Origin of the sequence: Mesorhizobium salmacidum (SeqCode) (assembly GCF_037179605.1) — a bacterium.
GTDB lineage: Bacteria > Pseudomonadota > Alphaproteobacteria > Rhizobiales > Rhizobiaceae > Mesorhizobium > Mesorhizobium salmacidum.
The window spans coordinates 102,377-120,659 of record NZ_JAPYKS010000009.1 but is presented as its reverse complement, the minus strand read 5'-3'; the positions used below and the strand labels follow the sequence as shown (position 1 = coordinate 120,659).

Sequence of the window (18,283 nt, the reverse complement as noted above, 5' to 3'; positions counted from 1 at the left end):
GGAAGCGAGGCAAAAATAGCAATTTCGGCCCGGCCAGCGCGGCGCCTTCCAGCAATAGGGAAAAGCAATGAGTGAAACAATCGAAAAGCGGCTAAGTGATCTCGGCGTGACGCTTCCTGTTGCCGCCGCGCCCGCCGCCAACTACGTGCCCTATTGCAGGACCGGCAACCTGCTGTTCACGGCGGGACAATTGCCGCTTAAGGACGGCAAGCTGCAGGCGAGCGGTCTGCTCGGCCGCGACGTCGATACGGCAAGCGGCAAGGACGCCGCGAAATACTGCGCCATCAACATCCTGGCGCAAGCCAAGGCGGCACTTGGCGACCTCGAGAAGATCCGCCGTCTGGTGAAGATCACCGTCTTCGTGGCGTCGGCCCCCGACTTCGTCGAACAGCATCTGGTCGCCAACGGCGCCTCCGATTTCCTGGTTGCCGCGCTTGGCGAAAGCGGCAAGCACGCACGCTCCGCCGTCGGCACCGCCTCCCTGCCGCTTAATGCCGCAGTGGAAATCGAAGCGATCTTTGAAGTCGAATGAGTGAAGGTGCGGACATGACCGACCTCTCCTGGCTGACTGCCCGGCCGGTTGCCCATCGCGGCTTTCACGACATGAACAAGTCGCGCTGGGAAAACACGCTTTCCGCCTTCGCCGTCGCGGCCGAACGCGGCTACGCGATCGAATGCGACGTGCATCTGTCGTCGGATGGCGTTCCCATCGTCATCCATGATGACGATCTGCAACGGCTGACAGGTCAGGACGGTTTCGTCTGGCAACGCAGCGCCGCCGAACTTGCCGCGCTCAAGGTCGGCGGCACGGCGGATCACGTGCCGACGCTGCAGGACGCGCTCGACCTCGTCGACGGCCGCGTGCCCATGGTCGTCGAGCTGAAAGGAACTCCTGGTCGCGATGAAGGCCTGGTGGCGCGCGTCGGCAAGATGCTGAAGCGCTACAAGGGCAAGGCGGCGATCATGTCGTTCGACCACTGGCTGATCCGCGATTTCCCCAGGCACGCGCCCGGCGTTCCGGCTGGATTGACTGCCTATGGCAAGGACGCCAAGCTGATCGAAGCACATTTTTCCATGCTGGCGCACGAACTCTCCTTTACCTCCTATGCCGCCGGCGATCTGCCGAACCCGTTTGTCAGCTTCGTGCGCGAAAAGCTCAAAATGCCTGTCATTACCTGGACGGTGCATGACCAGCCGGCGGTCGACCTGACCTTTAGATATGCCGACCAGATGACGTTCGAAGGGTTCGAACCCGACCTGGTCAAAGTCGCCTGAGCAGGGTGCCCGAAACGTGACTTGTAGCGGCCCGAATGGAGCTTAAATAAGCCTCATGGATCAGGGCGACGACTGCGACGGACAATCGGCGAATGCGGGCTATTCGATCCGCATCGCCGCGGGCATAGGCGCCTTTACCTGCGATGAATGGAACGGCTTTGCCGGGACCGCGCGCGGCGACGCGGCCGGATATAACCCGCTCGTTTCATTCGCTTTTTTGAGCGCTCTGGAGGATTCGGGCTGCGCCGTGCGGCGCACTGGCTGGCAAGGCCATCACCTGCGGCTGGAAACCGCGCAAGGCAGGCTGCTGGGCGCTGTTCCCTGCTATCTCAAGTCGCACAGCCAGGGCGAATATGTGTTCGATCACGGCTGGTCGGATGCCTTCGAGCGCGCGGGCGGCCGTTACTATCCAAAATTGCAAAGTGCCGTGCCGTTCACGCCGGTCACCGGCCCTCGCCTGCTGGTCGGCAAGGGCGAGGATCAGGACGCGGTCAAGGCCGGGCTTGCCGCCGGGCTCAAAATGGTGACCGACAAGCTCGGCATATCCTCGGCGCATGTCACCTTCGCGCAGGAGAGCGACGTCGCGATGCTGGAGGCCGCGGGCTTCCTGCATCGCACCGATCAGCAATTCCATTTCTTCAACGAAGGCTTTTCCACCTATGACGACTTCCTCGCCACGCTTGCCTCGCGCAAGCGCAAGGCGATGAAGAAGGAGCGGCGCGAAGCGCTTGCCGACGGCATCACGATCGACTGGCTGATCGGCAAGGACCTGACCGAAAAGGCCTGGGACGACTTCTTCGCCTTCTATATGGACACCGGCAGCCGCAAATGGGGCCGCCCCTACCTGAACCGCCAGTTCTTTTCGCTGATCGGCGAACGCATGGCGGACGACATCCTGCTGGTGATGGCCAAACGCAACGGGCGCTACATTGCCGGCGCCATCAACTTCATCGGCTCCGACGCGCTCTACGGCCGCAACTGGGGCTGCATCGAGGATCACCCCTACCTGCATTTCGAGGTCTGCTATCACCAGGCCATCGATTTCGCCATCGAACGCAAGCTGAAGGTGGTCGAAGCAGGCGCGCAAGGCGAGCACAAGCTGGCGCGCGGCTACCGGCCGGTGACCATGCATTCGGCGCACTACATTGCCCACCCCGGCCTGCGCAAAGCGGTCGCCGATTATCTCGGGCGCGAGCGGCGCGAGGTGGCGCGGATGGGCGAATATCTGGAAGAACATACCCCGTTCCGCAAAGATCTCGAGGAATAGCAGGCTGGCCGGCGGGCTTCCGCTCGACCCGGTGTCCGCCACACGGGCCGCCTTGTTGAACGACTGCGCCGCACCTTATTTCGACAGCGCGTCGTCGCGCAAAAGACGCTTCCATCGCGCGCTCGTAGACGCCACCATGGTCGATCTCGGCTGATCGCCCCGCAGCTTCGTCTTGCCGCTCGGAGGTGGCTTCGCTACACCGGACGTCAAGGCAAACTCCGGAGCGTTCGCCATGACTGAGACCGCCTACGACACCGACAACATCTTCGCAAAGATTCTGCGCGGCGAAATACCCTCGCAGCGTGTGTACGAGGACGAAGCTGTCGTGGTTTTCATGGATGTGATGCCGCAAGGACCAGGCCATACGCTGGTGGTCCCGAAAGCGTCGTCGCGCAACCTGCTCGACGCCGACCCGTCAACGTTCGGCCCGCTTTTCACGGTGGTCCAGAAAGTGGCGCGAGCCGTCCGCAAAGCATTTGACGCCGACGGCGTCACCGTCATGCAGTTCAATGAACCTGCTTCGGGGCAGACCGTCTATCATCTTCACGTGCATGTCATCCCGCGCTTCGACAGCATCCCGCTGAAGCCACATACGGGCGCGATGGAGAATCCGGAAGTGCTGGCGCGGAACGCAGACAAGATCCGCGCCGCGCTGGGAAGCTGATTCCGCGCATCATTTCGCGGAGAGAACCGGCCGCTCGCGTGAGCCGTTCGATCGCGCTCGGGCGGGGGCGTTGCATCAGTCCTTAGGCAGAAGCCTCCCCGAGGGCCCGGGTGCTCGACTTCCTGAACGCGCCACCTCGACGACCCAATGAAAAAAGCCCCGTTTCCGGGGCTCTCTTCAACTTTTGTCAGGCTCAGTTCTTTCTGGGCAGTTGCGGCACGAGGCTGCGCTTGCCGCCGTCCTTGCCCTTGGGCTCGGGCTTCTGCGCCACGACCTTCTTTGCCGCAGCTTTCCTGGTCACGGCCTTGGATGGCTTCGGCGCGTCTTCCGGCTCTTCCTTCTTCGGCTTCACCGGCGCCTCGTCGGCGAGCGATTCGAGCTTGAGGCCGGTCTCGCCGGTTTCCTTCTTCTCGACGGTGACGCGCACCGTGCCGCCTTTCTTCAGCTTGCCGAACAGCACTTCGTCGGCCAGCGGTTTCTTGATGTGCTCCTGGATGACGCGGCCGAGCGGACGCGCGCCCATGCGTTCGTCATAGCCCTTGTCGGCGAGCCAGGCGATCGCGTCCGGCGACAGGTCGAAGGTGACGCCACGCTCGGAAAGCTGGGCTTCCAGCTGCATGACGAACTTCTGCACCACCTGATGGATGACCGGCACCGGCAGCGAGCCGAACGGAATGATCGCATCGAGACGGTTGCGGAATTCCGGCGTGAACAGCCGGTTGATCGCTTCGACATCGTCGCCTTCGCGCTTGGTCGAACCGAAACCGATCGCCGCGCGCTGCGCATCGGATGCGCCCGCATTGGTGGTCATGATCAGGATGACATTGCGGAAGTCGATCTGCTTGCCGTTGTGGTCGGTCAGCTTGCCGTGGTCCATCACCTGCAACAGGATGTTGAACAGGTCCGGATGCGCCTTTTCGACCTCGTCGAGCAGCAGCACGCAGTGCGGATGCTGGTCGACACCGTCGGTCAAAAGGCCGCCCTGGTCGAAGCCGACATAGCCGGGAGGCGCGCCGATCAGCCGCGAGACGGTGTGGCGTTCCATATATTCCGACATATCGAAACGGATCAGTTCGACACCGAGCGAGGCGGCCAACTGCTTGGCGACTTCGGTTTTACCGACGCCGGTCGGACCTGAGAACAGGTAGGAGCCGATCGGCTTCTCCGGTTCGCGCAGGCCGGCACGCGCCAGCTTGATCGCCGAGGTCAGCGCGGTGATGGCGGTGTCCTGGCCGTAGACGACGCGCTTGAGCTCGATGTCCAGGCCCTGCAGCACCTTCTCGTCATCGGCCGAAACCGTTTTCGGCGGGATGCGTGCCATGGTGGCGATCGTCGCTTCGATCTCCTTGATACCGATCGTCTTCTTGCGCTTGGCCTCCGGCACCAGCATCTGCGAGGCGCCGGTCTCGTCGATCACGTCGATCGCCTTGTCCGGCAGCTTGCGGTCGTTGATGTAGCGCGCCGACAGCTCCACCGAGGCCTTGATCGCCTCGTTGGTGAACTTCACCTTGTGGAATTCCTCATAATAAGGCTTCAGGCCCTTCATGATCTCGATGGCGTCCTCGATGGTCGGCTCGTTGACGTCGATCTTCTGGAAGCGCCGCACCAGCGCGCGGTCCTTCTCGAAGAACTGGCGGAACTCCTTGTAGGTGGTCGAACCGATGCAGCGGATCGCACCCGATGACAGAGCCGGCTTCAACAGGTTCGACGCATCCATGGCGCCGCCTGACGTAGCACCCGCACCGATCACCGTGTGGATCTCGTCGATGAACAGCACGGCGCCCGGATAGTCCTCGAGCTCCTTGACGACCTGCTTCAGCCGTTCCTCGAAGTCACCGCGATAGCGCGTGCCGGCCAAAAGCGTGCCCATGTCGAGCGCGAAGATGGTGGCATTGTGCAGGACTTCCGGCACGTCGCCCTCGACAATGCGCTTGGCCAGGCCTTCGGCGATCGCCGTCTTGCCGACGCCGGGATCACCGACATAGAGCGGGTTGTTCTTAGAGCGACGGCACAGCACCTGGATGGTGCGGTTGATCTCGCTCTCGCGGCCGATCAGCGGATCGATCTTGCCGGCCTTGGCCTTGTTGTTGAGGTTGACGCAATAGGCGGTCAGCGCGTCCTGCTGCTGCTTCTTCTTGCCGCCTTCCTCCTGGGGCTCGGCGCCGTTCTGGCCGCCCTGCTCGTCATCGGCGCCGCGCGGGGTGCGGCTCTCGGACGCGCCCGGACGCTTGGCGATGCCATGCGAGATGTAGTTGACCGCGTCGTAGCGGGTCATCTGCTGTTCCTGCAGGAAATAAGCGGCATGGCTTTCGCGCTCGGCGAAGATGGCGACGAGCACGTTGGCACCCGACACTTCCTCGCGGCCAGATGACTGCACATGGATCACCGCGCGCTGGATGACGCGCTGGAAACCGGCGGTCGGTTTGGAATCCTCATCGTAGCCGGTGACCAGATTGTCGAGCTCGGTGTCGATGTAGGTCAGAACGGTATGCTTCAGCTCGTCAAGATCGACGTTGCAGGCGCGCATGACGGCGGCCGCCTCGGTGTCGTCGATGAGCGCGAGCAGCAGGTGTTCAAGGGTTGCATATTCATGGTGCCGCTCGTTGGCGAGCGTCAGCGCTTGATGAAGCGCCTTTTCCAGGCCTTGGGAGAAAGCCGGCATGTTACCTCACTTCTTCTCCATCACGCATTGCAGCGGATGCTGATTCTGTCGGGCGAAATCCATGACCTGAGACACTTTGGTCTCGGCCACCTCGAATGTATAGACCCCGCACTCGCCCACTCCATGATTGTGAACATGAAGCATGATGCGTGTGGCAGCTTCGCGGTCCTTCTGGAAAAAACGCTCCAGCACGTGAACCACGAACTCCATCGGAGTGTAGTCGTCGTTGAGGATGAGGACCCGGTAAAGGCTGGGCTTCTTGGTCTTGGTTTTGGTGCGCGTGATGACAGCCGTCCCGCGGCCGGCCTCATTGCCGTCGCCGCCGCCGTTTTGCATCCGCGCCACTCGTCTCGTGGCAGTCAAACCGATCGTCACGTATTCCTGCCTCTTCGAATCCTCATGCGAGTTTCACATGTAGGTGTTCGATGGACGATTTTAAGCCCTTCTGGTTAGCTGACAATATGGCTAGGTGACCAACTTGGCGGAATTTCGCGATCGTGAAGCATTGACATGAAAAAACCCGGCCGCGTTTCCACGACCGGGTTTTGTCCCGCGCCCAAAGGGCCGGATCTGGAATTCTCGGGCGAAAATTATTTCGCCTTGGCAACGATCGATTCGAACGGCTTGTAGGCTTCCTTGGCGAGTTCGGCATAGAGGTCGCCAATCTTGGTGGCCTCGGCAACGAACGCCTCGTAGGACTGCTTGGCATAGTCGGATTGAATCTCGATCGCCTTGTCCAGCGACTTGGCCGAGAACAGCTTCTCGACCGCAGCGCTGCCGGCTTCGAGGCTCTTCTTGGTGTATTCGCCGGCCTCGGTGGCGATCGCCTGCGCGCCCTTGGACAAAGAGGCGAAGCTCTTCAATCCGGTGTCAGTGAACTCCTTGCCGTATTTGCTGAAGTCCTCATAGGTCTGGGTCATTTCGTACTCTCCCTGGACGGTTGACGCGCCCTGCCCCGAGCGCCGTTGTGCAATGCATAATATATATTGTGCGACGCACAAAAGTCAAGAATTCAGGGGCTCGCGGCCGCGCTGGCGGCGGCAATGGCTAAAATTCAAATAAAGGAAGGCTCAAACCGCCAGAAAATGGTGAACGCGGCGGTTACCATAAACGGATTGGTAACGCTGCCCCGCTAGCTTGGCCGGAAGTGAGGCAGGATCCCTTTGCCGCCTCCAACGCAACGAGAAATTCAAAGGAACTACCAGTGCGTCAGGCGTTGTCGGGCATCGTTTCCAAATCCGCGTCCCCTCTCAAAACGATCATGATCCTCGCCATGGCGATGACATTCGTCGTCGCGGGTGCCGCCTCGTCGTTCGCGGCAAAATCGGCAGCCATCGTCGTCGACGCCAAGACCGGCAAAGTGCTCTACTCGGCCAATGCCGATGGCCGGCGCTATCCTGCCTCGCTGACCAAGATGATGACGCTCTATCTGACCTTCGAAGCGATGGCGAAGGGCAAGATCAGCAGAAACACGCCAGTCGTGTTTTCAGCCCATGCATCCGCCGAGGCGCCGACCAAACTCGGCGTGAAGCCGGGCGGATCGGTCGCGGTCGAGACCGCGATCCTGTCGATAGTCACGAAGTCGGCCAACGACTCGGCGACCGCGCTCGGCGAGATGCTCGGCGGCAACGAAACCAATTTCGCCCGCATGATGACGGCAAAGGCACGGCAGCTCGGCATGAACGGCACCGTCTTCCGCAACGCCAACGGCCTGCCCGACCCGGGGCAGTTCACCACCGCGCGCGACATGGCCACGCTCGGCATCGCGCTCAGGGAACATTTTCCTCAGTACTACGGCTATTTCGCGCAGCGCTCCTTTCTCTATGGTCGCCAGCGCATCAATGGGCACAATCGCCTGCTCGGACGCATCAAGGGCGTCGACGGCATCAAGACCGGCTATACCCGCGCCTCCGGCTTCAATCTCGTCTCGTCCGTATCTGACGGCAACCGCCGCCTTGTCGCCGTTGTCATGGGCGGTACCTCGGGCGGCAGCCGCGACAACCAGATGGCTGGTCTGATCAACGCCTATTTGCCGAGGGCATCGACCCGCGGTGGCGGCGATCTGGTCGCCAAGGCGGACAGCAATCCCATCAACGCACTTGAGAAGGTTCTCCTGCCCAAGCATGACGCTCCGACCCCGGACGAAAAGCCGGTGGCCGTGGCGGAAGCCGATACGTCCGTCGCGGACGACGCGACCGTTGCCCAGGGCGACAGCGAGGACGAGGATACAGCCGAGGCAGAGGCACCCAAGCTGGTTGTCCCGGCAAAGAAAGTGAAGACGGTCATCGTCTCCGCCCCCAAGGTCGCCACCGCACAGGTCGTGGCTGCCTATGCAGAACCGGCCCCGGCCGTTGATCCGGTTAACACCGCGTCGGTTCCGTCAGGCTGGGCCATCCAGGTCGCTTCCTCGCCGAAGCAGTCCGAAGCTCAGGCTTTCCTCGACAACACAACCAAGCAGGCTCCCAAGGTGCTGGCCGACGCTTCCGGCTTCACTGTCGCTTTCGACAAGGACGGCGTCACCTACTACCGCGCCCGTTTCGGCGGCTTTGGGTCGAAGGATGCCGCGTGGAAGGCCTGCACCGCTTTGAAGAAGAAGAAAATCGAGTGCTACGCCGTCCAGCAATAGGACCGCGTGAAAGATATCTCCCGGAAAAATTTTGCGTCGAAGGAGACTAGTTGTGATTGGAGAGCAAGACGTCCTTGGCTTCGTTAATCCGCGCCGCCAGGAAAGACGTGCCGCCGATATCGGGGTGCAGGCGCTGCATCAGGCGGCGGTGCGCCTTGCGGACATCCGCCGCGGCGGCCCCCGCTTCAAGACCAAGGACCTTGTAGGCCTCCTCCTTAGTCATGGCGCCCGGACTTGGCGCAACACCCAGCCCTTCGCCACCGTTCGTCTCAGCGTGTTTGCGCCAGACGGGAAATCTGCCGTCAAGATACGTCTCTAGCAACTGCCGGCTCTCCGGATCGCCGGAGAGCTCGCGGTAGAGATGCTGCAATTCCGCAAGGGTCATCGAGCCGAGCATCTTGCCATCGTGGCGGCCGGCCAGAACTAGCCCTTCAAGGCCGCCCGTATTGTGATCGAGTTCCATCTCGAGTGCCGCTGTCCGCACGGTTGAGCGTTTTCCAGCAAGCGGCCTGGCATTTGGCCGGCCCGTACGCGTGGCGCCGTACCAGGCGATTGCCACGAACAGGATAATGCCGCCGATGGCTTGACGCCCGACCACGAGTACGGCGCCACCGACCAGCGCCAGCAGGATCGGCCCCAAGGTTCTCATCCCGCTTGCGAGTTGCGCCGGATCCGCGCGGAGAAAGGCCGTGGCTACCCCCAGGAGCACCAGCAACAACGCGACCACAACGATAATTGCGCCTAACATTTCCCATCGCCCCGCAGGTATCCTGTCCGCCTGGACAGCCGCGTGATGTCCTTCAACACTTTTTCTGCGCCAGAATCATGGCCTTTACCCGGGCTGGAAGAGGACCATCGTGCGAACTGGTTCCGCAACGCCGCGGCCTGTGTGGACTTCGACGGTTCTTCATCGCGCATGGATTTGAAGATGTGGCGTTGTCCCCTCGCTTGCAAGTCCAGCACGAGGCAAGATTGAGGGCCAGAAAATGTCTAAAGCACGTCGCGTCGAAACGGACCTATGCGACGCGCTTCAGAGGCTTTGTTATGCATGTCGTTCGCCCAAAACCGAGGTCACTTTTGGGCGACATGCGTTAGAGCAAGCCGAGTTCGGCCAGCTCGCGCCTGAGTTTCGGCGGCATCTCGACCAATCCCGCCTTGCCCTTGCCGAGATCGGCCGGAGCGTCCGCTGGCTTCAGATAGCGCCAGCCCTGGAAGGCGCGGCGCGGCTGCCAGTCGGTGCGCACCACCTCGGGATCGAGCATCAAATGGCAGCGGCCGATGCCCTCGTCATCGATGAACGGCCGTATCTCCGTGATCAATTGGCGGCATTGCACGCTGCCCTTGATCACCCAGTAGAGCGAGCCGCCATCGGTGACCTCGGCGCCACGTGTCGGCATCATGCGGGTGGTGTGCCAGTGTTCGGCTGGTTCACCGGCACGGCGGCGCTCGTCAAGACGGAAGGCGATCCACTCTTCGAGATCCTCGACACTGTCGCAGCCGACGCAAAGCTTTAGGAGATTGAGAGCCATTCGCTAAGGTTAGTTCGGGGCGCCGAGACGTCAACGGCCTGACGGACTTCTCCACAGTGCCGGTTTGGGCCAGCCCTCAACACTCCACGACATTGACCGCAAGCCCGCCAAGGCTGGTTTCCTTGTACTTTTCATTCATATCGAGGCCGGTCTGGCGCATGGTCTCGATCGCGGCATCGAGCGGCACGAAATGCACGCCGTCGCCTTTGATGGCCAGTGACGCGGCCGTCACCGCCTTGACGGCACCCAGAGCGTTGCGCTCTATACATGGCACCTGGACCAGCCCGCCGACCGGGTCGCAGGTCATGCCGAGATGATGTTCGAGCGCGATCTCTGCGGCATTCTCGACCTGTTCGGGCGTGCCGCCCATGACGGCGCACAGCCCGGCGGCGGCCATCGCCGAGGCTGAGCCCACCTCGCCCTGGCAGCCGACTTCGGCGCCGGAGATCGACGCATTGGACTTGATGATGCCGCCGACAGCCGCTGCCGTCAGCAGGAAGTCGCGGATGCTCGGCTGGTCGGCCTCGGGATGGAAATGCAGCCAGTAGCGCAGCACCGCCGGCAGCGTGCCGGCCGCTCCGTTGGTCGGCGCGGTGACGACACGCCCGCCGGCGGCATTCTCCTCGTTGACGGCCATCGCATAGATCGACAGCCAGTCATTGGCGAGCAGCGGGTTCGGCCGGTTCTGCTGCCACTGCTCCTGCAGCTTGTCATGCAGCTGCCTGGCACGCCGCCGCACCTTCAGCCCACCCGGCATGATGCCGTCCTGCGACAGGCCGCGGTCGATGCAGCCCTTCATCGCATCCCAGATGGCATCCAGGCCGGTGTCGAGCGCCTCGCGCGACATCTGCGTTTCCTCATTGGTGCGCTTCATGTCGGCGATGGAAAGGCCGCTCTTGGCCGCCATCTTCAGCATCTCGACCGCGTTCTTGAAGGGATACGGCACCTTCTTGCTCTCGGTCGTGACCGAGCCTTTTGCCTTCATCCGCTGCAGCTCTTCTTCCGAAACCACGAAGCCACCGCCAATCGAATAGTAGATGCGCTTGAGCAGCAACCGGCCGCCGGCGTCGTAGGCGTAGAACGCCATGCCGTTGGCATGACCGGTGAGCGGCGTCTTGCGGTCGAGCACCAGATCGGCGGCCGGGTCAAAATGGTAGGATGGGTGGCCGGGCGGTGAAACCAGCTTGTCGGCGGTGATGCGGCTGATGATGCCGTCGGCCTGGTCGGGGTCGACCGTTTGCGGCGTCTGGCCGGCAAGGCCGAGAATGACGGCACGGTCGCTGCCATGGCCGATGCCGGTATAGGCGAGCGAGCCATGCAGGCTGGCGCCGATGCGGTCGACCTTGGCACCGGCGGGCCGCGGCCAGTCGTCGCCCGCGACCTCGTCGAGGAAGCGGCGCGCAGCCGTCATCGGCCCCATCGTGTGCGAGCTCGAGGGGCCGATGCCGATCTTGAACAGGTCGAAAACCGAAAGGAACACGCTGTCTCCTGGATCATGTCGAGGACTACATATAGGAATTCCCGAGATGTTTCCGCTCTTTTGACAATCGCGGCGCAGCACCTGCCGACCTTGTTTGCTCCGGCAGCGACATTGATTGCCCGACGCTGCATGCGGCGATCGAAGCGATCAAGATGTGATAAATTCACCCTATGGGCGATTCCTCCTATCTTTCGACGGCCGATCTCGCGGCGCTGGGCTTTTTCCTCCTCGCATGGGTGCTGCACACGCTTGCTTCCGATGGCAAGCTGGTTAGCCGCATGTCGCTGACGACTGCCATGAATGCCCAACGCGAAGCCTGGATGCGCACCATGGCCGAGCGTGAGATCCGCATCGTCGACACCGCCATCATGAGCGGCCTGCAGCAGGGAACCGCCTTCTTCGCCTCCAGTTCACTGATCGCGCTCGGCGGCTGTTTCGCCCTGCTTGGCGCGTCCGACCGGGTGCTTGAGGTGCTGAGCACCCTGCCCCTGGGCGGCGCGCCGTCGCGCTCGGCCTTTCAGATCAAGGTGCTGGGACTGGTGCTGATCCTGGCCTTTGCCTTCTTCAAATTCGGCTGGGCCTACAGGCTGTTCAATTACTGCTCGATCCTGATTGGCGCCGTGCCGATCCCACATGGCGAAGCCTCGCGCAATCCCGTCACGCAAACGGCTGTGTGGCGCGCGACGCAAATGAATATGCTGGCCGGCAAGCATTTCAATTCGGGCTTGCGCGGCGTGTTCTTCTCGATCGGCTATCTCGGCTGGTTCGTGGATCCGGTGGTGTTCGTGCTGTCGACGCTTCTGCTGCTGGCCGTCCTGATACGGCGCCAGTTCTTCTCGGCGGCGCGGCGCGCCGTGATCGGTCAGCCGCCCGGCGCCGGAAACGGCTGATCGATACGCCCGGAAAGCCAATAGGCGAAAAGTCCGATCCACTCGCGGACGGCCATGGTCGTGTTCTGCACTGAATCGGCCGCATTGTCGCGAAACAGCCCGATGCCTTCCCGACCGGAGGTGCGATAGTCGACCGGCCAGGGAACGGTTGAAAAACCGGCCTTGTCGAACAGCGCCTTGGCGCGTGGCATGTGAAAGGCTGATGTCACCAGTAGCCATGTCTCGCCCGGTTTGGGTTTGACCAGTTCGTGGCTGAAGACCGCATTCTCGTAGGTGTTGCGGGATTTGTCTTCGAGGATCAGCCGATCGGCCGGGACACCCAGCGCCTCGAGCAGGCGCGGAGCGGTGTCGGCATCACCTTCGCCGTCGAAGAACAGTGAGCCGTTTCCACCGGAGACGACCACCTTTGCCTGCGGGAAACGCCGGGCGAGGATTGCGGTCTCGACCATGCGATCGCCGCTGCTGTTCAATTCATAGCCGCCACGCGCGAGGTTGATGGCGCCCTCGAAGCCGCCGCCGAGCACGACGATGCCGTCTACCTTCTCCGGCAGCGGCGGCTTGGGAAAGCGTTCCTCCAGCGGATTGAGCATCATGGCGCCGAGCGACGTCCAGGCCGACAGCGCAAGGATCAGAAACGCCAGCACGCTGCCGGTGACGGCAAGTCGCCGCCGGCCGATCGTCCCGGTGATCAGCCCCGCCAAAAGCAGGAAGATCGTCAGGTTGAGCGGCTGGATGAAGAACCAGAAGATCTTGGAAAGATAGTAGAACATCGCTCAACCCCTTACGGCATCAAGGGCTCTGCAATGCTTTGGTTTTGCGCATGATTCTCTCCGAAAATCGATCGCGATTTTCGGTATCATGCGTCAGGCGAGCGATACCCTTACCACCACTTCTCCGGCTGGAATGAGCCGGCCGCCTGCTCGATGACGGCCGCGGTCTGGAACAATGTCTCTTCCTCGAACGGCCTGCCGATCAGTTGCAGGCCGAGCGGCAATCCCTTGGGATCGAGGCCGGCGGGCACGGCAATGCCCGGCAGGCCGGCCATGTTCACGGTGACCGTGAAAATGTCGTTGAGATACATCTTGACCGGATCGGCGGCCATGTCCTCGTCGGCGATGCCAAAGGCGGCGGACGGTGTAGCCGGTGTCAGGATGACATCGACACCGGCGGCGAAGACGTTTTCGAAGTCGCGCTTGATCAGATTGCGCACCTTCTGAGCCTGCAGATAGTAGGCGTCGTAGTAGCCGGCCGACAGCACATAGGTACCGATCATGATGCGGCGCTTGACCTCGCGGCCGAAGCCGGCGGCGCGGGTCTTCTCGTACATCTCAACGATGTCCTTGCCCGGCACGCGCAAGCCGTAGCGGACGCCGTCATAGCGGGCGAGGTTGGAAGAAGCCTCGGCCGGCGCCACGATGTAATAGGCCGGAAGCGCATACTTGGTGTGCGGCAGGGAGATGTCGACGATCTCGGCACCGGCATCCCTGAGCCAGGCAATACCCTTCTGCCACAGCGCCTCGATCTCCTCCGGCATGCCGTCGACGCGGTATTCCTTGGGAATGCCGACCTTCATGCCCTTGATCGGCTTGCCGATCGCAGCCTCATAGTCCGGCACCGGCCGGTCGACGGACGTCGTGTCCTTCGGATCGACCGAGGCCATCGACTTGAGCAGGATCGCGGCGTCGCGCACGTCGCGAGCGATCGGCCCGGCCTGGTCGAGCGACGAGGCAAAGGCGACGATGCCCCAGCGCGAGCAGCGGCCATAGGTCGGCTTGATTCCGACCGTGCCGGTGAAGGCGGCCGGCTGGCGGATCGAACCGCCGGTGTCGGTCGCTGTCGCACCGGCACACAGGAAGGCTGACACAGCGGTCGCCGAACCGCCGGAAGAGCCGCCCGGTACCAGCTGTGCATTGTCGAGGCTGCGCTGGGTTTTCGTGCCGCCGGCCGAAACGAAGCCGCCGTCACCCTGATGTGTCGTCGGCATCACCACCGTATCGAGGCACGAACGCCGCCACGGGTTGATGACCGGGCCATAATAGGAGGTCTCGTTGGACGAGCCCATGGCGAATTCGTCCATGTTGAGCTTGCCCAGCATGACCGCGCCGTCGGCCCACAGATTGGATGTGACAGTCGATTCATAGCGCGGCTTGAAGCCGTCGAGCACGTGGCTGCAAGCCTGGGTATGGACGCCTTCGGTGCCGAACAGGTCCTTGATCCCGAGCGGAATGCCTTCCAGCGCACCGCCCTCGCCCTTGAGCAGCCTGGCGTCCGACGTCTTGGCCATGTCGCGCGCCTTGTCGCCGGTCACCGCGACATAGGCGTTGAGCGTCGGATTGGCGCGATCGATCGCCAAGAGATAGGCCTCGGTGATCTCGGTCGCGGTGATCTCCTTGGCGCGCAGCTTGGCGCGGGCCTGCGAAATCGTCAGATGGGTCAGGTCGCTCATCAAAGGCTCTTTTCGTAAAACACCGACCATTCGGAATCGGGATAATCCAGCACCGGGCCGCAACGCGAGAAGCCGGCACGTTCATAGACGGTCCAGGCGGCGGGATGGCGATCGCCGGTCTCCAGCACCAGCCGCTTGAGCCCTTCACCGCGCGCCAAGGCTTCAACGCGTTCCACAATCCTGGCACCGATCCGCCGACCGCGATGCGACGGCCTGATATACATGCGTTTGACCTCGCCAATGGCGCCGCCATGGCGCTTCAGCGCTCCACAACCAATGGCGGTGCCGTTGTCGCGGGCGATGAACACGGTCGTGTCATGGCCCGCCATCTGCTCGACCGTCAGATGGTAGCAATGCTCCGGCGGCGTCAATTCGAGCAAGGTTTCGTTGAGTTGCCTGACCAGGTCGCGCACGTCATCCTGCAGCGGCGTCTCGATGGCGATCTCGATTGCCATCGGCGCCTTACTCCACGACCTTCGGCACGAGGAAGAAATTCTCGTCGGTGGCCGGTGCATTGGCGACAATGTCGGCCGCCTTGTTGCCGTCGGTGACGACGTCCCCGCGCTTCTTCATCTCCATCGGCGTCACCGAGGTCATTGGTTCGACGCCGGAAACATCGACCTCGTTCAACTGCTCGACGAAGCCCAGTATGGCGTTCAACTCGCCGGTCATGCGCTCGGCATCTTCCTCGCTCACTGCGATGCGGGCGAGATGCGCGACGCGCTTCACTGTCTTGACATCAACGGACATGTATTCGCCTCGGGAAAAACCAGTCCGCGCTATAGCGGCGCGGCGCGCGGCGCGCAACATGCGCCGGCCGACAATCGGGCAAACAGCTTCATGGCAGGTCAACGCCTTCGCACAGATAATAGCTGCCGCTGTTACCGCTCGCCTCGCTCTCATCGTCGATGGGCCGGACCGAGACGAGATCGAGCTGCGTCGGGCTGATCCGCGTCACCGACAGGACATCGGGAAAGACATAGCCCGGTTCCTGGCAGATGGCGGTCACCGCCCAGCTCGGCGAGCGCGTCGCCTTGCTGACCTGCACGAACTCGCAATTGTATTCCACGCCTTGCAGGCCATTCTTCGAAAGCACGGTGTTGCCGGCATCGACAAGCGTCTGCAGCGTGTCCTTTTTAGCCTGCACGCAAAGTTCCTCGGACTGGAGATAGACGCCTTCGATGAAATCATCCGCGGCGAGCGCGGGCGACGCCGCGACAAACATCGACACGCAAAGAGATCGCCCCAACGCCATGGATTTGTTCCGCTTTGGTTGTTTTTAGATGGTAATCGTTTCCCCGATCTTCGGCAATGCGACCTTGACGCCGGAACCTTCCATGCCGGCTTCGAACTTCTCAGGCGTCGGATCGATCATCGGAAACGTGCCGAAATGGCAAGGGATAACCGTGTCGAACTTGAAGAAGCGGCGGCAGGCAAGGGCTGCCACCGCGCCGCCCATGGTGAAGCGGTCGCCGATCGGAACTATACCGATCTTCGGCTCGTGCAGCTCGTTGATCAGCACCATGTCGGAAAAGATGTCGGTATCGCCCATGTGGTAGAGCGTCTTGTCTTCCGGGAAATGCAGAACCAGCCCACCCGGATTGCCGAGATAGACGTTCTTGCCACCCTCTTCGCCAAACGAGGAAGAGTGCAGCGCCTGGACGAAGGTGGTGGTGAAGCCGCCGCAATCGACCGTGCCGCCGATATTGCCGGGATTGATCTTCTTGTCGCTGACGCCCTTGCCGACCAGGTACATGCAGATCTCGAAATTGGCGACCAGTTGGGCGCCGCTCTTGCCAAGCACTTCCAGCGCGCCGCTGATGTGGTCGCTATGCCCGTGTGTCAAAAGAACATGCGTGATCCCTTCGGCCGGCCCTTCCCAATCGCCCGTCCAGGATGGGTTGCCGATCAGATAAGGGTCGATCAGGATTTTCGCGACACCGGTTTCGATGCGGAAGGCCGAGTGGCCGTACCAGGTCAGTTTCATGAATGCATTTCCTCGATTTTTGCCGAGCCAGACGATAGAACGCCGATAGCCCAGATATCAAAGGGTATAGTGTCCGCCGCGCATCCGAAAAGACGCGTGGCGCCGAAAAGACGAGGAAAACCGTTGGCTGTCATCACGATTGAGCAATTGCCGGCACGGCTCGCCCATGGCAAGACCTTGGCGGGGCTCGATCTCGGCGACAAGACGATCGGCGTCGCTGTTTCAGACCGGGGTTTCTCCTTCGCTCATCCACGCCCGGTCATCCTCAGAAAGAAATTCTCGCTCGATGCCGCCGTCCTTTTGGCGTTGCTAGAGAAGGAGAATGTTGGTGCGGTGGCGATCGGGCTGCCGATCAACATGGACGGGTCGGAAGGCCCACGCGCACAGAAATCGCGCGCCTTCGTGCGCAACATGGCGCAGCTGAGTGACCTGCCCTTCGTGTTCTGGGATGAGCGGCTGTCGACGGTCGCGGCCGAACGGACGCTGATCGAAATGGACTTCTCGCGCGCCAAACGCGCCGGCAAGATCGATTCGGCGGCAGCCGCCTTTATTCTGCAGGGAGTTTTGGACCGGCTTCAGTCGCTCGATGCAGCCGATCGAAGGGAACCTGAACCACCGACCTCTGCCTGATCCAGCCGATGATTTCACTGCGGCGGCGAAACGCCCACAGCGCCATAAGCAGAAAACCGTCGAAGATGCAGGTCTTGGCCACCATACCGGGGATGATCGCTGGATCGATACCGAGTATCTGACCATAGAGCTGGAAGAAGAAGTCGTGCATCTGCCGGCTGAGCATGACGTAGCCGAAATTCATGTCGTTGGCCGACAGATAGAACCAGCCCCAGAACAGCGCCATCGGGCCCGCCCACAACGCGAAGATGTAGCGCATCAGCGACCTCCCTTGCCGTTCGAGCCGGTCCGGCCCGATATCAGGGAGAGCAGTGAATTATGCGCCGCGGCCTTCGCCATGCTGTGCGCCGTGGCGTGGAATTCGTCCTCATCCAACGCAGCTACCGAACGCCGTTCGGCGAGCATCGCGACATAGGAAGCCAGAAGTGCGGCCAGTTGCACGGCCACAACCATGAACAGACCGTTGATGCCTTGGGCCGCGCCGCCGATCAGGATCATCGACATCACGCCGGAAGCTGAAATAAAGGCGATGCGAATGACGCTGTCGGCGCCCGGGCTGGACGCGTCGTTGATCAGCGTATCGACAAAGGCCCAGAAGAACAGCACCGCCACGACCAGCAACGCGGTCGCCAGCGGAGCGACCACGACGATATTCTCGAGATTGATCAATCGGGCGCTCTCGACGGCCACCCCGAGTACCCCAAGAGCCGCCGCCACACCTCGATTTCCATCGATACAGATCAGCGCGAGCAGGCCGAAAACGATCGCCCAGTGCACGGACAGAAAGGAGGTCAATACGTGTCGCATCGTGATTCCTGCTTCGACAG

At 62.0% G+C, this 18,283-nt stretch carries 21 protein-coding genes; 7 read left to right on the top strand and 14 right to left on the bottom strand.

What is annotated here, in order from left to right; genetic code table 11:
* The first annotated feature begins 67 nt into the window (after positions 1 to 67).
* The 4 genes from O7A60_RS14305 to O7A60_RS14290 all read left to right on the top strand — a co-directional run bounded on the left by O7A60_RS14305 (position 68) and on the right by O7A60_RS14290 (position 3,206).
* Positions 68 to 532 carry a RidA family protein gene (locus tag O7A60_RS14305; RefSeq protein WP_015317774.1) on the top strand — a complete coding sequence of 155 codons (465 nt, stop codon included), beginning with the start codon at positions 68 to 70 and terminating at the stop codon, positions 530 to 532.
* 14 nt (positions 533 to 546) lie between these two features.
* On the top strand, positions 547 to 1,275 hold the full coding sequence (locus O7A60_RS14300; RefSeq protein WP_337106954.1) for a glycerophosphodiester phosphodiesterase: 729 nt from the start codon (positions 547 to 549) through the stop codon (positions 1,273 to 1,275).
* Positions 1,276 to 1,330: 55 nt separating this feature from the next.
* Positions 1,331 to 2,542 carry a GNAT family N-acetyltransferase gene (locus O7A60_RS14295; RefSeq protein ID WP_337106858.1) on the top strand — a complete coding sequence of 404 codons (1,212 nt, stop codon included), beginning with the start codon at positions 1,331 to 1,333 and terminating at the stop codon, positions 2,540 to 2,542.
* Between the two features lie 232 nt (positions 2,543 to 2,774).
* Positions 2,775 to 3,206 carry an HIT family protein gene (locus tag O7A60_RS14290; protein ID WP_337106857.1) on the top strand — a complete coding sequence of 144 codons (432 nt, stop codon included), beginning with the start codon at positions 2,775 to 2,777 and terminating at the stop codon, positions 3,204 to 3,206.
* Between the two features lie 193 nt (positions 3,207 to 3,399).
* On the opposite strand, the gene clpA is transcribed toward O7A60_RS14290, so the two are convergent.
* The 3 genes from clpA to O7A60_RS14275 all read right to left on the bottom strand — a co-directional run bounded on the left by clpA (position 3,400) and on the right by O7A60_RS14275 (position 6,788).
* Positions 3,400 to 5,868 (bottom strand): ATP-dependent Clp protease ATP-binding subunit ClpA, encoded by a 2,469-nt coding sequence (gene clpA, locus O7A60_RS14285; RefSeq protein ID WP_337106856.1) that lies wholly within the window; start codon positions 5,866 to 5,868, stop codon positions 3,400 to 3,402.
* 6 nt (positions 5,869 to 5,874) lie between these two features.
* Positions 5,875 to 6,204: an ATP-dependent Clp protease adapter ClpS gene (gene clpS, locus O7A60_RS14280; protein WP_010909565.1), complete on the bottom strand. Its 330-nt coding sequence runs from the start codon at positions 6,202 to 6,204 to the stop codon at positions 5,875 to 5,877.
* Between the two features lie 254 nt (positions 6,205 to 6,458).
* Positions 6,459 to 6,788, bottom strand: coding sequence for a phasin family protein (locus tag O7A60_RS14275; protein ID WP_027142601.1), 330 nt, complete (start codon positions 6,786 to 6,788; stop codon positions 6,459 to 6,461).
* Between the two features lie 284 nt (positions 6,789 to 7,072).
* On the opposite strand from O7A60_RS14275, the gene O7A60_RS14270 reads away from it, so the two are divergent.
* Complete coding sequence (locus tag O7A60_RS14270; protein WP_337106855.1) at positions 7,073 to 8,494, top strand: D-alanyl-D-alanine carboxypeptidase family protein; 1,422 nt, start codon at positions 7,073 to 7,075, stop codon at positions 8,492 to 8,494.
* 46 nt (positions 8,495 to 8,540) lie between these two features.
* Here O7A60_RS14270 and O7A60_RS14265 read toward each other — a convergent pair whose 3' ends face one another.
* The 3 genes from O7A60_RS14265 to O7A60_RS14255 all read right to left on the bottom strand — a co-directional run bounded on the left by O7A60_RS14265 (position 8,541) and on the right by O7A60_RS14255 (position 11,503).
* On the bottom strand, positions 8,541 to 9,242 hold the full coding sequence (locus tag O7A60_RS14265; RefSeq protein WP_337106854.1) for a DnaJ domain-containing protein: 702 nt from the start codon (positions 9,240 to 9,242) through the stop codon (positions 8,541 to 8,543).
* A 343-nt stretch (positions 9,243 to 9,585) separates the two neighbouring features.
* Positions 9,586 to 10,023: a DUF1489 family protein gene (locus tag O7A60_RS14260; protein ID WP_337106853.1), complete on the bottom strand. Its 438-nt coding sequence runs from the start codon at positions 10,021 to 10,023 to the stop codon at positions 9,586 to 9,588.
* A 76-nt stretch (positions 10,024 to 10,099) separates the two neighbouring features.
* Positions 10,100 to 11,503, bottom strand: coding sequence for an L-serine ammonia-lyase (locus tag O7A60_RS14255; protein ID WP_337106852.1), 1,404 nt, complete (start codon positions 11,501 to 11,503; stop codon positions 10,100 to 10,102).
* A 170-nt stretch (positions 11,504 to 11,673) separates the two neighbouring features.
* On the opposite strand from O7A60_RS14255, the gene O7A60_RS14250 reads away from it, so the two are divergent.
* Positions 11,674 to 12,393 carry a DUF599 domain-containing protein gene (locus O7A60_RS14250; protein WP_337106851.1) on the top strand — a complete coding sequence of 240 codons (720 nt, stop codon included), beginning with the start codon at positions 11,674 to 11,676 and terminating at the stop codon, positions 12,391 to 12,393.
* Here O7A60_RS14250 and O7A60_RS14245 read toward each other — a convergent pair.
* The 6 genes from O7A60_RS14245 to O7A60_RS14220 all read right to left on the bottom strand — a co-directional run bounded on the left by O7A60_RS14245 (position 12,366) and on the right by O7A60_RS14220 (position 16,826).
* Positions 12,366 to 13,163, bottom strand: a complete 798-nt coding sequence (locus tag O7A60_RS14245) for a YdcF family protein (RefSeq protein WP_337106850.1) — start codon at positions 13,161 to 13,163, stop codon at positions 12,366 to 12,368. The genes O7A60_RS14250 and O7A60_RS14245 overlap by 28 nt on opposite strands.
* Before the next feature lie 110 nt (positions 13,164 to 13,273).
* Positions 13,274 to 14,839, bottom strand: a complete 1,566-nt coding sequence (locus O7A60_RS14240) for an amidase (RefSeq protein WP_337106849.1) — start codon at positions 14,837 to 14,839, stop codon at positions 13,274 to 13,276.
* Positions 14,839 to 15,294: a GNAT family N-acetyltransferase gene (locus O7A60_RS14235; RefSeq protein WP_337106848.1), complete on the bottom strand. Its 456-nt coding sequence runs from the start codon at positions 15,292 to 15,294 to the stop codon at positions 14,839 to 14,841. The genes O7A60_RS14240 and O7A60_RS14235 overlap by 1 nt, the downstream gene beginning before the upstream one ends.
* A 7-nt stretch (positions 15,295 to 15,301) precedes the next feature.
* The gene (gene gatC / locus O7A60_RS14230) at positions 15,302 to 15,589 is read right to left on the bottom strand and encodes an Asp-tRNA(Asn)/Glu-tRNA(Gln) amidotransferase subunit GatC (RefSeq protein ID WP_015317757.1); all 288 of its coding nucleotides are present in this window, start codon (positions 15,587 to 15,589) and stop codon (positions 15,302 to 15,304) included.
* A gap of 88 nt (positions 15,590 to 15,677) precedes the next feature.
* Positions 15,678 to 16,094, bottom strand: coding sequence for a hypothetical protein (locus O7A60_RS14225; RefSeq protein ID WP_337106847.1), 417 nt, complete (start codon positions 16,092 to 16,094; stop codon positions 15,678 to 15,680).
* Between the two features lie 24 nt (positions 16,095 to 16,118).
* Positions 16,119 to 16,826: a metal-dependent hydrolase gene (locus O7A60_RS14220; RefSeq protein ID WP_337106846.1), complete on the bottom strand. Its 708-nt coding sequence runs from the start codon at positions 16,824 to 16,826 to the stop codon at positions 16,119 to 16,121.
* A 123-nt stretch (positions 16,827 to 16,949) separates the two neighbouring features.
* On the opposite strand from O7A60_RS14220, the gene ruvX reads away from it, so the two are divergent.
* Positions 16,950 to 17,456 (top strand): Holliday junction resolvase RuvX, encoded by a 507-nt coding sequence (ruvX, locus tag O7A60_RS14215; RefSeq protein ID WP_140505515.1) that lies wholly within the window; start codon positions 16,950 to 16,952, stop codon positions 17,454 to 17,456.
* On the opposite strand, the gene O7A60_RS14210 is transcribed toward ruvX, so the two are convergent.
* Both O7A60_RS14210 and O7A60_RS14205 read right to left on the bottom strand, forming a co-directional pair.
* Positions 17,374 to 17,715: a DUF6105 family protein gene (locus O7A60_RS14210; protein ID WP_027142588.1), complete on the bottom strand. Its 342-nt coding sequence runs from the start codon at positions 17,713 to 17,715 to the stop codon at positions 17,374 to 17,376. The two genes, ruvX and O7A60_RS14210, sit on opposite strands and share 83 nt — an antisense overlap.
* Positions 17,715 to 18,263 (bottom strand): hypothetical protein, encoded by a 549-nt coding sequence (locus O7A60_RS14205; protein ID WP_140711883.1) that lies wholly within the window; start codon positions 18,261 to 18,263, stop codon positions 17,715 to 17,717. Before O7A60_RS14205 ends, O7A60_RS14210 begins: the two co-directional genes overlap by 1 nt.
* Between the last annotated feature and the right edge of the window lie 20 nt (positions 18,264 to 18,283).

Bases quoted from the DNA above. Each gene is read 5' to 3' on its own strand.
- O7A60_RS14305 (WP_015317774.1), top strand. From the start codon at position 68: ATGAGTGAAACAATCGAAAAGCGGCTAAGTGATCTCGGCGTGACGCTT.
- O7A60_RS14300 (WP_337106954.1), top strand. From the start codon at position 547: ATGACCGACCTCTCCTGGCTGACTGCCCGGCCGGTTGCCCATCGCGGC.
- O7A60_RS14295 (WP_337106858.1), top strand. From the start codon at position 1,331: ATGGATCAGGGCGACGACTGCGACGGACAATCGGCGAATGCGGGCTAT.
- O7A60_RS14290 (WP_337106857.1), top strand. From the start codon at position 2,775: ATGACTGAGACCGCCTACGACACCGACAACATCTTCGCAAAGATTCTG.
- clpA (WP_337106856.1), bottom strand. From the start codon at position 5,868: ATGCCGGCTTTCTCCCAAGGCCTGGAAAAGGCGCTTCATCAAGCGCTG.
- clpS (WP_010909565.1), bottom strand. From the start codon at position 6,204: ATGCAAAACGGCGGCGGCGACGGCAATGAGGCCGGCCGCGGGACGGCT.
- O7A60_RS14275 (WP_027142601.1), bottom strand. From the start codon at position 6,788: ATGACCCAGACCTATGAGGACTTCAGCAAATACGGCAAGGAGTTCACT.
- O7A60_RS14265 (WP_337106854.1), bottom strand. From the start codon at position 9,242: ATGTTAGGCGCAATTATCGTTGTGGTCGCGTTGTTGCTGGTGCTCCTG.
- O7A60_RS14260 (WP_337106853.1), bottom strand. From the start codon at position 10,023: ATGGCTCTCAATCTCCTAAAGCTTTGCGTCGGCTGCGACAGTGTCGAG.
- O7A60_RS14250 (WP_337106851.1), top strand. From the start codon at position 11,674: ATGGGCGATTCCTCCTATCTTTCGACGGCCGATCTCGCGGCGCTGGGC.
- O7A60_RS14245 (WP_337106850.1), bottom strand. From the start codon at position 13,163: ATGTTCTACTATCTTTCCAAGATCTTCTGGTTCTTCATCCAGCCGCTC.
- O7A60_RS14240 (WP_337106849.1), bottom strand. From the start codon at position 14,839: ATGAGCGACCTGACCCATCTGACGATTTCGCAGGCCCGCGCCAAGCTG.
- O7A60_RS14235 (WP_337106848.1), bottom strand. From the start codon at position 15,294: ATGGCAATCGAGATCGCCATCGAGACGCCGCTGCAGGATGACGTGCGC.
- gatC (WP_015317757.1), bottom strand. From the start codon at position 15,589: ATGTCCGTTGATGTCAAGACAGTGAAGCGCGTCGCGCATCTCGCCCGC.
- O7A60_RS14225 (WP_337106847.1), bottom strand. From the start codon at position 16,094: ATGGCGTTGGGGCGATCTCTTTGCGTGTCGATGTTTGTCGCGGCGTCG.
- O7A60_RS14220 (WP_337106846.1), bottom strand. From the start codon at position 16,826: ATGAAACTGACCTGGTACGGCCACTCGGCCTTCCGCATCGAAACCGGT.
- O7A60_RS14210 (WP_027142588.1), bottom strand. From the start codon at position 17,715: ATGCGCTACATCTTCGCGTTGTGGGCGGGCCCGATGGCGCTGTTCTGG.
- O7A60_RS14205 (WP_140711883.1), bottom strand. From the start codon at position 18,263: ATGCGACACGTATTGACCTCCTTTCTGTCCGTGCACTGGGCGATCGTT.